The organism is Enterobacter cloacae complex sp. HYC080_NIDB (assembly GCF_056673325.1).
The window spans coordinates 2,918,234-2,933,415 of the sequence record NZ_CP114212.1; the positions used below are offsets into that span (position 1 = coordinate 2,918,234).

Annotated in this window: 11 protein-coding genes; 3 read left to right on the forward strand and 8 right to left on the reverse strand. The window is 55.7% G+C overall.

The annotated features are described in order from the left end of the window. Positions 1-198: 198 nt before the first annotated feature. Positions 199-1,305 carry a porin gene (locus O1723_RS13945; RefSeq protein ID WP_014883233.1) on the forward strand — a complete coding sequence of 369 codons (1,107 nt, stop codon included), beginning with the start codon at positions 199-201 and terminating at the stop codon, positions 1,303-1,305. A 184-nt stretch (positions 1,306-1,489) separates the two neighbouring features. Further along, on the forward strand, positions 1,490-2,680 hold the full coding sequence (gene aspC / locus O1723_RS13950; protein WP_014883232.1) for an aspartate transaminase: 1,191 nt from the start codon (positions 1,490-1,492) through the stop codon (positions 2,678-2,680). Positions 2,681-2,732: 52 nt separating this feature from the next. Here the strand turns inward: aspC and O1723_RS13955 are convergent, their stop codons facing one another. From O1723_RS13955 to cmoM, 7 genes are all read right to left on the reverse strand, one after another. Beyond that, the gene (locus O1723_RS13955) at positions 2,733-3,380 is read right to left on the reverse strand and encodes an MBL fold metallo-hydrolase (protein WP_014883231.1); all 648 of its coding nucleotides are present in this window, start codon (positions 3,378-3,380) and stop codon (positions 2,733-2,735) included. 20 nt (positions 3,381-3,400) lie between these two features. Then, on the reverse strand, positions 3,401-3,952 hold the full coding sequence (mepK, locus tag O1723_RS13960) for a peptidoglycan L,D-endopeptidase MepK (protein WP_014883230.1): 552 nt from the start codon (positions 3,950-3,952) through the stop codon (positions 3,401-3,403). 175 nt (positions 3,953-4,127) lie between these two features. Further along, positions 4,128-5,951: a L,D-transpeptidase gene (ldtD, locus tag O1723_RS13965; RefSeq protein ID WP_014883229.1), complete on the reverse strand. Its 1,824-nt coding sequence runs from the start codon at positions 5,949-5,951 to the stop codon at positions 4,128-4,130. Between the two features lie 177 nt (positions 5,952-6,128). Continuing rightward, positions 6,129-10,580: a chromosome partition protein MukB gene (mukB, locus tag O1723_RS13970; protein WP_014883228.1), complete on the reverse strand. Its 4,452-nt coding sequence runs from the start codon at positions 10,578-10,580 to the stop codon at positions 6,129-6,131. Next, positions 10,580-11,284: a chromosome partition protein MukE gene (mukE, locus tag O1723_RS13975; RefSeq protein WP_008499954.1), complete on the reverse strand. Its 705-nt coding sequence runs from the start codon at positions 11,282-11,284 to the stop codon at positions 10,580-10,582. The genes mukB and mukE overlap by 1 nt, the downstream gene beginning before the upstream one ends. Further along, the gene (mukF, locus tag O1723_RS13980; RefSeq protein ID WP_014883227.1) at positions 11,265-12,587 is read right to left on the reverse strand and encodes a chromosome partition protein MukF; all 1,323 of its coding nucleotides are present in this window, start codon (positions 12,585-12,587) and stop codon (positions 11,265-11,267) included. Before mukF ends, mukE begins: the two co-directional genes overlap by 20 nt. 3 nt (positions 12,588-12,590) lie before the next feature. Continuing rightward, on the reverse strand, positions 12,591-13,370 hold the full coding sequence (gene cmoM / locus O1723_RS13985; RefSeq protein WP_014883226.1) for a tRNA uridine 5-oxyacetic acid(34) methyltransferase CmoM: 780 nt from the start codon (positions 13,368-13,370) through the stop codon (positions 12,591-12,593). A gap of 124 nt (positions 13,371-13,494) precedes the next feature. On the opposite strand from cmoM, the gene elyC reads away from it, so the two are divergent. Next, entirely contained in the window at positions 13,495-14,274 is a 780-nt protein-coding gene (gene elyC, locus O1723_RS13990; protein ID WP_014883225.1) for an envelope biogenesis factor ElyC, read from the forward strand. On the opposite strand, the gene O1723_RS13995 is transcribed toward elyC, so the two are convergent. Then, positions 14,251-15,144, reverse strand: coding sequence for a YcbJ family phosphotransferase (locus O1723_RS13995; protein WP_014883224.1), 894 nt, complete (start codon positions 15,142-15,144; stop codon positions 14,251-14,253). The two genes, elyC and O1723_RS13995, sit on opposite strands and share 24 nt — an antisense overlap. Positions 15,145-15,182: the final 38 nt, after the last annotated feature.

Genomic DNA, 15,182 nt, shown 5'->3' on the forward strand with positions numbered 1-15,182 from the left:
ACATATATTTTCTTTTTGTAACTCAATCTTGAGAATTGTAGCACTTTCAGGCTAGCGAAACGCTTCGGTGAATGGAAAGATGCCTGTCAGATACATAAAGACACCTAACTCTCATCAATAGTTCCGGAAATATTTATTGACAGAATTTATTGACGGCAGTGGCGAGTGTCATAAAAAAACCAATGAGGGTAATAAATAATGATGAAGCGCAATATTCTGGCAGTGGTAATCCCTGCCCTGCTGGTAGCCGGTGCAGCTAACGCTGCAGAAATCTATAACAAGAACGGCAACAAACTGGACTTCTACGGGAAAGTTAACGCCGAGCACGATTTCGTGACCTCTGGTGATAACACTAACAACAACGACGCAACTTACGCGCAGATCGGTTTCAAAGGCGAAACTCAGATCAACGACCAGCTGACCGGTTACGGCCAGTGGGAATACCGCTTCATGGCCAATGATGCGGAAAACACTGCACAGAAAAACAAAAACCGTCTGGCCTTTGCCGGTCTGAAAGCGGGTGACGCTGGCAGCATCGACTACGGTCGTAACTACGGTATCGTTTACGACGTTGAGTCATACACCGATATGGCACCGTCCTTCTCAGGTATGACCTGGGGCGGTAACTACGTTGATAACTTTATGACCAGCCGTAGCACCGGCCTGCTGACCTACCGTAACAGCGATTTCTTCGGTCTGGTTGACGGTCTGAGCCTGGGCGTACAGTACCAGGGTAAAAACGACCGTGCTGACGTTAAAACCTCTAACGGTGACGGCGTAGGTTACTCCCTGGGTTACGACTTCGGCGAAGGCTTCGGTGCAATCGCATCTTACAGCAACGCTAACCGTACTCTGAACCAGAAAGCTGATGGTCAGGGTGACAAAGCTGAAGCATGGGGTGTTGGTCTGAAATATGACGCTAACAACCTGTACCTGGCAACCACCTATGCAGAAACCCGTAACACCACCCGTACCGGTTCTAGCGGTGATGCTGGTTTTGCTAACAAAACGCAGAACTTCGAAGTGGTTGCTCAGTACCAGTTCGACTTCGGCCTGCGTCCAGCCATCTCCTACGTGCAGACCAAAGGTAAAGACCTGGCTGCCGTCGGCGGCTTCAGCGGTGGCGATGCAGACCTGGCTAAATTCATCCAGGTGGGTACCACTTACTACTTCAACAAAAACTTCAACGTGTGGGCTGACTACTACATCAACCTGCTGGACAAAGACACCGACTACGCGAAAGCGGTTGGCGGTCTGAATGGCAACGACGATATGGCTGCTGTGGGTGTAACCTACCAGTTCTAATCAGAACACCACTTTGTTATATGCTTAATGAACAGGGCTTCGGCCCTGTTTTTTTATGCCTGACAGAAAATAATGGCGACTTTTGAAAAGCCGCACGCTTTTCGTCGCAAACGGTTGGCATTTTGTAAATCTACCGTTAACCTGATAGCGGATTTCACTTCTGTAATCACAATGGAACTTCGTCATGTTTGAGAACATTACCGCCGCTCCTGCCGACCCAATTCTGGGCCTGGCCGATCTGTTTCGTGCCGACGACCGCCCTGGCAAAATCAACCTGGGTATTGGTGTATATAAAGATGAAACCGGCAAAACTCCGGTACTGACCAGCGTTAAGAAAGCTGAGCAGTATCTGCTGGAAAATGAAACCACCAAAAACTACCTCGGTATTGATGGTATTCCTGAATTTGGTCGCTGCACGCAGGAGCTGCTGTTCGGTAAAGGTAGCGCAATTGTGAGTGACAAACGTGCGCGTACAGCACAGACACCAGGCGGTACCGGCGCACTGCGTGTGGCAGCGGATTTCCTTGCGAAAAACACCTCTGTTAAGCGTGTCTGGGTGAGCAACCCAAGCTGGCCGAACCACAAGAGCGTCTTTAACTCTGCAGGTCTGGAAGTGCGCGAATACGCTTACTACGACGCGGCAAACCATGCTCTCGACTTTGATGGCCTGCTGGCAAGCCTGAACGAAGCGCAGGCGGGTGATGTGGTGCTGTTCCACGGCTGCTGCCATAACCCAACCGGTATCGACCCGACGCTTGAGCAGTGGGAACAGCTGGCTAAACTCTCCGTAGAGAAAGGCTGGCTGCCGCTGTTTGACTTCGCCTATCAGGGCTTCGCCCGTGGACTGGAAGAAGATGCAGAAGGCCTGCGCGCTTTTGCAGCCGTGCACCAGGAATTGATCGTTGCCAGCTCCTACTCCAAGAACTTCGGTCTGTACAATGAGCGCGTAGGTGCCTGTACGCTGGTTGCGGCTAACGACGAAACCGTCGATCGTGCCTTCAGCCAGATGAAATCGGTTATCCGCGCGAACTACTCTAACCCACCGGCACACGGCGCGTCCGTTGTTGCGACCATTCTCAGCAACGATGCGCTGCGCGCGATCTGGGAACAAGAGCTGAACGATATGCGCCAGCGTATCCAGCGTATGCGTCTGCTGTTTGTTAATACTCTGGCCGAGAAAGGCGCAGACCGTGACTTCAGCTTCATCATCAAACAGAACGGCATGTTCTCTTTCAGCGGCCTGACCAAAGAGCAGGTTCTGCGTCTGCGTGAAGAGTTTGGCGTATACGCCGTGGCTTCCGGTCGCGTGAACGTGGCAGGGATGACGCCTGACAACATGGCGCCTCTGTGCGAAGCGATTGTCGCCGTACTGTAATTTACGCCCACAAAAAAGCCTGCGTTCAGCAGGCTTTTTTATTTATCCAGGTTTACCAGACAGGCATCTCATCCTGAAGGAACGGATTATGGAGCCGTTCATAGCCCAGCGTCGACATCGGACCGTGTCCAGGGATAAACGTCACGTCATCGCCCAGCGGCAATAACTTCTGTTTGATCGACTGAATCAGCTGCCCGTGATCGCCGCGCGGAAAATCGCTGCGTCCTACGCCGCCTTTGAAAATCACGTCGCCCGAAATCAGCAGACGAGACTGGTCATCAAAGAAGACGATATGGCCTGGCGTATGCCCAGGACAATGCAACACCTGTAAAGTCACATTCCCTACGTTAACGCGCTCTCCTTCGTTCAGCCAGCGATCGGGCGTCAGAGGCTGACACTCATCAAGGCCAAACATGCGGCTTTGGGCAGGTAACCCCTGCAGCCAGAACTCATCTTCTTTTTCCGGACCGATGATCGGCACACCAAAATGCTGTGCCAGCTCTGCCGCTGCGCCAACATGATCGAGATGACCATGCGTCAGTAAAATCTGCATCAGCGTCACACCGCTGTCGGCGACTTCCTGCTTGATTTTCTCGGCGTCGCCGCCGGGATCAACAAGCGCGGCCAGTTTGGTTTGCTCGCACCAGATCAATGAACAGTTCTGGGAGAACGCGGTAACCGGAATAATACGATAGTTCATACTGCTCCTGTGTTTCGTTATTACCAGTGCCGGACCGGACCGGTATCAATATGCACAAAGTTGCTGCTGGGGTAATATCCTACACCACCTGCGCGCATAGATAACGCAGCTTTGCGAATATTGGCTAACGAAACGCCTTCAATATGGAAATCCATTGCCTGTCCCTTCGTGTGATAGCTTTTTTTCGCTACCCCACGGCTATGGGCGCGTAGTTCATTATTGGTATCCAGTGAGCGATAACCAGAAATGAGCTGCACGGGCTTCCTGGTGCCCAGCAGGCCCTGAAGGCGGAACAACTGATCAAACAATCCTGGGTCGATGGCTTTTACTTTATTCGCGCGGAAATCACGGAAAAAATGGTTGAGTCTTGCTAATTCATCCTGAATATAGCCTCTGCCATCGAAAAACTCCGCTTTTAGCGACTCACCGGTATGAAGATTGTTGAGCGTTAAAACTCGCGGACGAGGTGTCGAGAGGGTGGCAAATGCTGGCGTCGGCAAGATGGCCGCTGCGCCAAGCGCAACACCACCTAACGCCAGCAGTTTGCGGCGATTAGCGTCAAATTTGTCCATGATAATCAGGTCTACAGGTCAATGAAATCGTAAGTATGCTTAGCGCACGAAGGGCACCTTAACTGGCAAAACGGGGTACGTCAAGGCGCCCAACCCCAGTGAATACGCGGCTTACAGCGATATCGCCCCCTATTCACCATAACTTACGACAATCATTTTTCCCGAACTACTTCATTTACCTGATTAATTGTTCCGCTTTTGGCAAAATTTGTGCGCCGGATCGCGCAGTGAGATCATAATTGTAAATATCTGTACGATACTGAGTGCGCCCGTCTTCACCCACAAACGCCGTCAGATAGTAAAGATTGACCGGAATGTTGTGTCGAATATTCACGTAGCGCGTATCCCCCTGTTTCAGGGCGTCAGAAATACGCGTATCGTTCCAGCCCGCATCCTGCAACAGCATATTGGCCAGCTCCGAGGCTTTGTTTACGCGCACGCAGCCTGAACTGAGGGCCCGGGTATCTTTCTGGAACAAGTTGTGGTTCGGCGTATCGTGCAGATAGATAGCATCTGAACTCGGCATATTGAATTTGTAACGCCCCAGGGAGTTATGCGCCCCGGGAGCCTGCTGGAAGCGGAACGGCAGGTTGGAAGCCGTAATCGTCGACCAGTCGACCATGTAAGGATCAATCGCCTCTTTACTGTTCCAGCCGCGCATCACCGTATAGCCATGACGTTCCAGATAACCCGGATCGTTCCAGACCTTTGGCAGAATGTCTTTACGTGCCAGCGTCGGCGGCACGTTCCACGGTGGGTTAACCACCACGTTATTTAACGCGCTGCTCATCATCGGTGTTTTACGATCCGGACGCCCGACAATGACGCGCGAGGCCAGTTTTTCGCTGCCATCCTGATAATAGACCAAGGAATAGGCCGGAATATTCACCATAATGCCTGTGGACAAGGTGCCCGGCAGCAGGCGCAAACGCTGAATATTCAGTGCCAGCACCCCTGCCCGCTGCGCAGGAGAGACGTTAAGCCAGTCGCGCGTTGACGGACCTATTACCCCGTCGGCACCCAGCCCCTGCGCAGCCTGGAATTGCTTAACCGCAGCAACCAGTTCGCGATCGTATGCCGCAGGTTTATCGCTCAGGAGAGCGGCCTTCTTCTCTTTCACCGGCGCTGACGGGCTCACAACCGCGCTTTGCGGATCGTCGCCCGGCAGGGCAATCTTCGGCCCGCCCTCAAGAATACCGGAGCGTTTCAGGATTTCGCGCAGAGCAGGAACATCGCTGCTCCACTGGCCTGGACGCAGCGTCGCGGTACCCCGCATTTGCGGCCAGGGACGCGAGTCGCCCACCAGCGCGAGGAGCGACTCATGCAGGGTGGCATACTGCGGGTGCGCCGGGGCGAGACTGGCAATAAAGCGCGGCAGATCGCCATTATCCAGCGCCAGCTGCCACTGGTTGATCACCGACAGCGCTGGCGTCGCCAGCTTGTAGGGCTTATCGCTATATAACCAGCGGTTGCCGTTGACCGGAATACCCGCCACAAACTGCAGATAGCCCATCATGGCATCGGAAAGCACCACGTCCCGCGCCTGGCCAGTGACGGCTGGATCGGTTAACAGCTCAACCCACTTCGTAAACTGCGGCTGAAAACCCGCAATCGCCACTTCTGCCAGCTGCTGCTGGAACGCGCGCACGGCATCACGGTCTTCCCACATGGGTTTCATGTCCCGGGCAGCATAAAGCAGCGTGAGCTGATTGATATAGGCGGGCGTGTAGCCTGACGGCAACCCTGAGAGGAGCTGCTGGCTAAGCGATTCGATATCGATGCCTTCCGGCAACGGCTTAATGCCGGCCATGACGGCGGTCGCCGGAGACTGTTCCAGCGGCTGAGACAATGACGTCGGCTGCGCGCCTGTCGCTGCGGAGCTGTCCGTCGGCACAATTTCAGGCTCGTCGGCCTGGGCGGTTAACAGTGGAGCAAACATCACTGCCAGGCATAAACTCAGCGCAGACAGCTGACGACCACATTCTTTCTTTAGCAACATCCCTTGCCCCCTGTTTTCACGACATGCCCATCACGGTGGGCTTTCTTTTATTATAGGTAGACGGCAAACCTGTTGCCTTACCTTATGTAAAGAAGTTTAAAGATAACGCAGCCCTAAGCACAAGTTAAGTGAATAAAAAAAGCGGCGCTTTTGCGCCGCTCTTTGTAACAAAACGCCTCAGGAAGCGTCTGCCGTGGTTTCCGGCAATGACTCCGGAGGCTGCGGCGCAAAACCACGCAACCCGACAACATGAACGTGTTCGCTGTTCTGGAACACTTTACGCACCAGTTTATAGGTGGTCCCTTTTTCAGGGCTGATGTTTTCCGGTGCCGCAATGATGAGCTGCATATCAAGACGCTCGCAAAGCTCAAACAGCGTGGCAATAGAGCGGGCATCAAGACGCGCCGCTTCATCCAGGAACAGCAGGCGGCATGGAGAGATGTCTTTACCGCGCAGACGGCGCGCTTCATCTTCCCAGCTCTGTACAACCATCACCAGAATGGACATCCCGGTACCGATCGCTTCACCGGTAGAGAGCGCCCCGGATTCCGCACGCAGCCAGCCGTCTGAACCACGGTTAACCTCAACTTCCATTTCCAGGTAGTTACGGTAATCCAGCAGTTCTTCACCGATGGTTTGCGGCGTGCGCTGACCCATATCAATCTGCGGGTTCAGACGCTGGTACAGCTTCGCCAGCGCTTCAGAGAAGGTCAGACGGTTGCTGTTGAACAGATCCTGGTGCTGCTCGTGCTGCTCAGAGAGCACGTCCAGCAGCGTCGCGTGGGCTTCACGCACGTTGACGTTGAGACGCACGCTGTTCACCTGACCAAACGACACGCTCTGCAGACCCTGGTTCAGCTGGCGGATACGGTTCTGCTCACGCTGAATGGTCTTGCGAATAATATTCGCCACGCTGCGGGAGCTGATAGCCAGCTTCTGCTCGCGGGAAGTCAGCTCTTCCGTCAGGCGCCCCAGTTCAATTTCCATCTGTTCGATGGCTTCGACCGGATCGTCGGTACGGATAATATCCTGACGAATACGCTCGCGCAGATGCTGATAAACCGCCACGAAGAACTGAATTTTACGCTCCGGACGTTTCGGATCTTCTGACATGCGCAGCACATCGCGCAGGTGCTCATTATCCGCCACCGCCAGGCGCAGCGCACCCAACGCCTTATCCGACATTGAACGCAGCTCATCGGCTGAGAGGTACGCCAGTTCGCGACGGTGCAGGCGACGTTCCACGTTGTTGTCTTTCACCATCCGCATGACCGCACACCAGCCCGCTTTCGCCGTCACCACCTGCTCGCGCATCTCGTGATAGTCGCGTTCCAGCTTGCGCAGGCGACGGGTCAGGTTATCCATTTCGGCTTCGCAGAAGGTCAGCGCTTTTTCCAGCTGATTACGACGCGCACGGTTGTTGCTGAGCTGGCTATGCAGTTCATCACGACGAAGACGGGCGCGCTCTTCCGCCCCGCTGTCGGCACGCACGCCAATGTCCTGCAACTCTTTCTGCAGGTCGTTTAACAGCTCTTTCTTGGTGTCGAAGGAGCTTTTCAGCGAGGCCAGCACCTGGTTGTACTGATTAAGCTGAGCGGAGTGGCTGCGCATCGCTTCGCGTGCTCGGGTACGTTCCGCTTCTGCCTGCTCAAGACGTTGACGCAGCTTTTCATTCAGGTCGCTGTTACCGCTCAGCATTTCAGCCGAATCGGAATAGCCGAAGTGCGCGCGACGCTGCACGACTTCCGTCAGGGCAAACGCCTGCTGACGCGCTTCGCGCTGCACCTGCTGCGACCAGGCATAATCTTCTTTTAACTGCTCGAACTGTTCCGGGTCGCTCTGCAGGACAGACACCACGGGCTCCAGCTTCGCCAGCTGATTGCCGTGCTGCTGCACGAAACGCGCGGCTTCCTGGGCTTCATCCAGACGTTCCTGGATCTCATCCACGCGATCGGCCAGCGTGTCATCTGCCAGCAGGTTGAGGCGCGGCAGGATGCGGTTAAGGGCCGCGACGCCCTCTTTCGCCTGTTCAAACTGGACACGACTCTGCTGGTTGTCACTTTCATGACTGGCAATGGCGCGTTCCAGCTCGCCGCGGCGGGTATTGAGTTTGCGGATTTCCGCTTCCGGGTCGGCTTCAAACGCCACGCCCAGATGGCTACCGATAAAGCGGCTGAATGCCTGATGCAGGCGCTGGGTTTTCTGTACATCAAACGACAGGGTCGCAAAACGTTCCGACAGCGTTTCACGCTCGGCATGGAGGCTCTCAATACGGCTTTCACGCGCGGCACGGCCAAACAGCGGCAGTTCCGGGAAGCGGGAGTAACGCCACTGGCGGTCAGCGATTTTCACCACCACCGCTTTTTCCAGCTCGTCAACGCTAAACACGCTGTCATCGAACGACTGCGGATCCCCTTCGATCAGATAGAGATCTTCCGGGCAATCTTCCAGCCCGGCGAGTTGGTCAGAAATCAGCGACAGATCCGGCACCACAATCGCGTTACGGGATGGACCGTACAATGCGGAGAAGTATGGCGCATCGTCCAGGCCGACATCGTCGTAAATCTCAGACAGCAGTACGCCACCAAAACGCTCGGCTAAGGCATTGAGCCGCGGATCTTCTGACCCGCCCGGCTGGCTTAAGCGCTCAATTTCTTCATCGACGTCACGCTTACGTGCGCCGACTTCATCACGCTCAACAATGGCTTCGCGCTCACGCTCCAGCAGCTGTTGCAGGTATTCGGTCACCTGCTGGCTGGATTCGAACTGTTCGCCGCACTGTTCGCTGAGCTGGTTAAGGCTGCTTTGCGCCGCCAGCCAGACCGGCGCGCGCTCCAGGAGCCTTTTAGAACGAGACTGAAGCTGTTCCAGCTCCTGGCGCAGGGTCATGCGCTGCTCACTGGCGCTGGAGACCGTATCGGAAAGCGCAGCGATACGCGCTTCCAGCTCCTGATGCAGCGCCTCAAGCTCGTCGAAATCGTAATGTTTACCCTGACGCTTACAGAACTCAGCCAGCAAACGCTCGGCTTCCTGCTGCTCACGCAGGCGCTGTTCCAGTTCGTTCAGGCGCATACGCAGCGGCTGCACCTGCTCGGCCAGATGGCGCTGGTTGACGCCGTCGCGCAGCAGTTCACGGGCAACGTTCCAGGCTTCGTTACGCGCCAGCGGGCCATTAATGGCGACCACCAGCTGATACGCTTGTTCAAACTGGCTGTGCGCCGTTTGCGCGACGCTCATTTTCTGTTCAAGAGAGAGCAGTTTCTCGGTGGCTTCCTGCTCTTTGGCCTGGAAGGTATCCAGCCACTCGTCGGCGCTTTCCGGCGTCAGGTCAGGCAGATGGCACAGCTCTTTCGCGCGCTGTAACGCCTGCAGTGCCTGGGTGTACTGAATCGCACGCGTCTGCTGCACGTCCAATGCCTGCTGGTAATCAGCAAGCTGGCTTTTCAGCTCATCCACTTCCAGCTCGGCGGCTTCGGCGCGGGCTTCGTTCTCTTCCTGCATCTCGGCGGCTTCGGCCACCACTTCATTTTGCTCTTCGAGACGAATTTGCAGCTCATCGAGATCCGCTTCGTAGCGCTCGATTTTCTCCTGCTGGCGCAGCGCGGTCTGCACCAGGTTCAGGTGATCGCTGGCGGCCTGGTAGTCGGCTTCCAGATCGCCTTCAGCACCGTTGTGCTCGCCCAGCTCGCGCGCCATTTCGATGTGCTTATACTGCTCTGCCACCAGCTGTTTACGGGAGGTAAACAGTTCGCGGCGGTATTCTAATGCCTGATCGAGATGGACGCGGCGCTCATTGGCGTGACGCATGTAGTCCGCCGCCACGTAGTTGGTGGCTTCGCTGATCAGGTGTTTAAACAGGTCACGGTCTGACTGGGTCACGCGAATCGCTTCCAGCGTCATGCGGTTTTCACGCAGCGCCGCTTCCATATCCTGGAACGCCTTACGCACGCCGCTGTTTTCCGGCAACAGGTAGTCGCGCAGGGAGCGGGTAATGGCGCTGGAGATACCGCCATACAGGGACGCTTCGATCAGACGGTAGTATTTGCTACGGTCTGAAGCGGTACGCAGACGACGCGCCACTACGCCCAGATCGAACATCAGGGAGTGGTAGTCGGTGATGGAGTTGAACTGCTTGAACTGCACGCCCTCAATGGCTTCGAGCTTGTCTTTCAGTTCCTGTAACGTCAGCACGCGCGCCTGGCGTTCATTCAGGGTTTCCGTCAGCAGCGCGGTCGGCTGCACGGAGGTTGGCAGCCCTTGGATCGCAAACGGTTTGATATCCACTTTACGGTCGCGACCGGCAACCTGCTGCAAACGAACCCCCACCACCACGCGCTGGTGACGAGAGTTGATAACGTCCAGAACGGAATAACAGACGCCCGCTTTCAGCTTACCGTGCAGACCTTTATCGCGGGAGCCGCTTGTCGCGCCTGCTTCAGTGGTGTTACGGAAGTGAAGCAACGTCAGGTCGGGGATCAGCGCCGTCACAAACGCCGCCATGGTGGTGGATTTCCCCGCCCCGTTACCGCCGGAGAGCGTCGTGACCAGCTCGTCCAGATCGAAGGTTCGGGCAAAGAAGCCGTTCCAGTTAATCAGCGTTAGTGAGCGAAATTTACCGCGTTCAATCATTACTCTTCCTCCCCGCTATCCGGCAGATTCTCTTCATGCTCGTCATTGAGCTGCAAATGGTTTTCCACCGGCATCGCTTCACCGTCACGGATCATGCGAAGCTGAGCTTCACGCGCGTCATCCCCCGCACGCACATCGGCGCCGAAGCGGAAGACTGATTCCGTAATGCGGAATTTGCTGCTGTCGTGGCCCATAAACCAGACCATCCCCAGACGACGCAGACGGTTCAGGGAAGAGCGCACCTTTTCCTGTAATTTCTGACGGTCAAGATCCGATCCGGTCGAACGGTTGTTCACCAGCTTGAGCAGCTTGCTCTCATCCGCCAGCGTCAGTAGCTCATCGTAGAGTTCCTGCTGGGTGAAGATGCCTTCATTCGCCAGACGTTCCGGGCTGAGATAGAGATAGCAAAGAATTTTGCCGACCATCATATCCAGCTCGGAGAGCACGGAGCGCGGGATCAGCGTCGTGGAGCGCGGGCGCAGGTAGAAAAAACCTTCCGGCGCGCGAATCAGCTCCACGTTGTAGCGGGCGTAAAACTCTTCCAGGTACTCCTGGAAGTCCATCAAAAAGGCGTGATTATCCAGCTCGTCCAAGCCAATGTGACGACCGGCACGCAGCTGGCTGTCCAGCGCCGGAAATAACGGATTCGCCAGCGCCTGTGCCAGCTTAACCGGCATCACTTGTTCAATATTTGTCAATGACATGCGCCTGTACCTTGGCTCCGTAATCGTTAATTGGCTGCCACTTCGGCGGCAGTCCGGTGAAATCTGCTTGCGCGATACCCAGGCGCACCGCCTGGTCTACCACAATGCGGGCAACGTCGAAGTGGCGCGCGCGCGGATATTGCGCCAGATAGTCGCGCACCACGAGTCCAAGATCCAGCGGAGCTTGTCTGGTTTTGTAGACAGCGAGCTGTTCTTCGATCATCGCCGCAAGTTGCTCACGAATTTCGTTGAATTCTTCGAACTCCAGATCCGGCGGCAGTTCACCGGTCACCTCTTCATCGCGCAGGGCCATCTCTTCGTCGCGCATATCCAGCAGACGATCGGCATTGGCGTAAGTCAGCGCCCATGGCGCATCGAAGTAGGTCTGAACCGACTGGCGCAGACGCTGAGCAAAGACGCGGTTTTTATCCATATCAATCGCGGTGCGGATAAACTTATGCACGTGTCGGTCGTAGCCGATCCACAGGTCGATCGACTGCTGTCCCCAGCTAATGATGCGGTCTAGCTTGCTCTGCAGATCGAACACCAGACGGTCGATAAAATGCAGATCGTCATGCGCCAGCGTCGCGTCCTGGATGCGCAGCAGGTTAGCCTGCAGCTTATCCCCTGCCGCCTCCAGCGTATCCTGCAGTTCACGCAGCGTACCGGAGGTTTCTGACAGTAAAAGTTCGCAGCTGGAGATGGCCGCACGCCAGTCTTTATTCAGCAGCTGCGCGATGTCGTCTTTGACCTGCTGCTGCTGTTCGTCCATCAAACGCTGGGTAAGATCGATGCTGTCGAAAATCTCGGCCACCGAATATTTCAGCGGCGCGTAAACGTTGCGGTGCCAGTGGAATTCATCACCGTTTTCATCTGCAGCATCGGCGGCACGCTTAAGCTCACCCGCCACGATCGAGAGCTGCATGGAAAGACGCAGCGTGGAAAATTCGCGCTGGCGAATGTAGTAATCGGTGATGCCGATACCCAACGGCGTCAGGCGATAGATGGCGTTTCCTTCCGCCTGCTCGCTGGTAAAGCGGTTCAGCAGACGTTGACGCACCATATCGTTGATTGCGTTGTTGGCACGCACGCTAATGGTTTCGCTGGTTTGCTCAAACGCATCACTGACATGGCGGAACGCATCCACCAGTTCACCCTCGCTCATTTCGCCATCCAGCCGTTCGCCGTTCAGCGTGGCAACCGCCAGCAGGAAAGAGAGTCTGTCTACCGGCAGCGAGATGGAGAAATCGTTTTTCCTGGCCCAGGCAACCAGTTCGGGGACTGTCTGGGAAAATTCACTCATAGGTTATCCTTGCATCTGCGGCTTGTGCGCGGTGACGTGAATATAGCGGCCAAGGCTGACAAATGGCTCCTGACGGCAATACCGCGTTTCTAATTCTGTTAAGGTGTCAAAACAGTCACGCTGTTTGTGTTTTTCACGCAGATAATCATGAAACACCCTGACGCCCGTTTTCCCGACAATCTGCCAGCCAATCTCTTCCAGCCAGCCGTAAACCTGCTGCGGATCGCGCGGATAGTCCGGGGAAAGCGTGCGCTTTTTCTTTTTAGGCATCCCGACCTGCACATAGTCAAAGTTACCTGCAACCATGTTGTGCATCAGGAAGCCGTTAGCATTGTAGAACATCAGCGACAGCGTGCCGCCCGGGCGCAACATCGACCACAGGGTTTGTAACACGCTTTGCGGATCGGCCACCCACTCCAGCACCGCATGAAACAATATCAGATCAACCTGGGTTTCCAAATGCTGTGCGATGTCCTGAGCGGCGCATTGTATAAAATGCATGTTGTCGCTCACACCTTTCTCATCTGCAGCACGCGTCGCGCGGGCGACCATTTCAGCCGAAAGATCGCAAAGCGTGACGTGATGACCGCGCTCGGCCATTTTTATCGCCGTTTGTCCTTCGCCGCCACCGGCGTCCAGCACGCGCAACGTCTGGTCGCCAAAAGTGGCCAGAATGGTGTCCAGATCCTGCCAGAGGATCGTCTGACGGAGCTGCCCCTTTGTGGTGCCATAAATGTTGCGCGAAAACTTTTCCGCGATGTCATCAAAATTGCGATCCCGCATTGGGAGAGTTCCACTCGCTAACTGCAAAACCGCTATTTTGTCACACCCGCGCGGAGAATGAACCTCTCTGGTGTAATATCACCGGTAATCACCTGCTATATGGTCAAAAAAGGAACCAAAAAGGATGCTTTTTACCCTTAAGAAATACATTGGAGGGATGATGCTTCCCCTTCCGCTGCTGCTCATCATCATCGCGCTGGGGCTGGCGCTGGTGTGGTTCAGCCGCTTTCAGAAAAGTGGCAAAACGCTCATCACGTTCGGCTGGCTTGTCTTACTGCTGCTGAGCCTGCAGCCGGTCGCGGATGGCCTGTTACGCCCCATTGAAGATAAGTACCCGACATGGCAGGGAAATCAGAAAGTGGAATACATCGTGGTGCTGGGCGGTGGATATACCTGGGATCCTGACTGGGCCCCCAGCTCGAATCTGATCAACAACAGCCTGCCACGGCTAAACGAAGGGATTCGCCTGTGGCTGGCGAATCCGGGATCAAAAATGATCTTCACCGGCGCCGCAGCAAAAACGAACCCGGTGAGTACGGCTGAAGCGGGTGCCAGAGTTGCGGAATCCCTCGGCGTACCGCGTTCCGCTATCATCACCCTGGACAGTCCAAAAGATACCGAAGAAGAAGCCGCTGCGGTGAAGCAGGCGATTGGCGATGTTCCATTCTTGCTGGTCACCTCCGCCTCACACCTGCCACGGGCGATGATTTTCTTTGAAAAGCAGGGCCTGCACCCGCTTCCCGCACCGGCAAACCAGATGGCCATCAATGCGCCACTTAACCCATGGGAACGCGTGATCCCCTCCCCGATGTGGCTGATGCATAGCGATCGCGTCGGCTACGAGACGCTCGGCCGTCTCTGGCAGTGGCTGAAAGGTTCCTCAGACGAGCCAGGGCAAGAGTGACTTAGCCGCGAGATCGAAGTTTGCGCGATTGAAACGCCCGGTATTGACCAGTTGCGCGACTTCATCCCAGAGCAGGTACAACCAGCGCCGCCAGAGAAACGCTTCGGCAACGGGCGCACGCTGAAGGTAGTGCCACAGTAACCCTTCTGCCGCCCCGCTGTCGCTGAGCCTGAACAACTCATATTCACGTGGGGCCCACAGCATTATTCCAGGCCCCAACATCGCCAGCAGCTGATCGCTGCGGGAGTCTTTCAGCATACTCCGCAGGGTAAAATTGCCGTGGATCAGCACGCAGTTATCATTAAAACCGTCGAACAGCGCTGGCAAGCATTCACGAGTGCGAAAAAGAATACGTTTGTCCTGCATGGTCAAACCGGTGTTATTGAACTGGTTGAGCGTTCCCCACAGCACTTCCACCCGCTGGCGATACCACAGCGGCCACAGGTTCTCCTGGGTGCTGTCGACCGGCCCCACGAGCCCACGGCTATCCTGGCGATGCCAGGCCAGCAGCGCCTCGACAATCTGGTCTTTCAGCTGCTCCCAGCGTTCCGGCGTGCGCGCGGGTGCTTCAACAGGCACGCCGCGTAAACGCTCTATCAACAGGACATCGGGGCCGGGGTGTTCATCGTGCGTCATGACGCCGTACACGGTCGGCATTCGGACGGTACCCTCCCGCGCCAGCATCGACATTTTCCAGGCGAGCTGCCTGGCAACACCCGGCGACGTGAAACTTCGCGCCATCAGCGGCATTGGGTTTCCCTGACTGTCATACAACGACCAGAGCGCGGTATCGGCCTTTTCACTCACACACTCGACCCGGCTTAATTTCTCACCCAGCAGATGGCTAAGTTCGGCACGCAGCTGTTCCATATGAGATTACCCCCATTAATGCTACTGCTTTTATAATG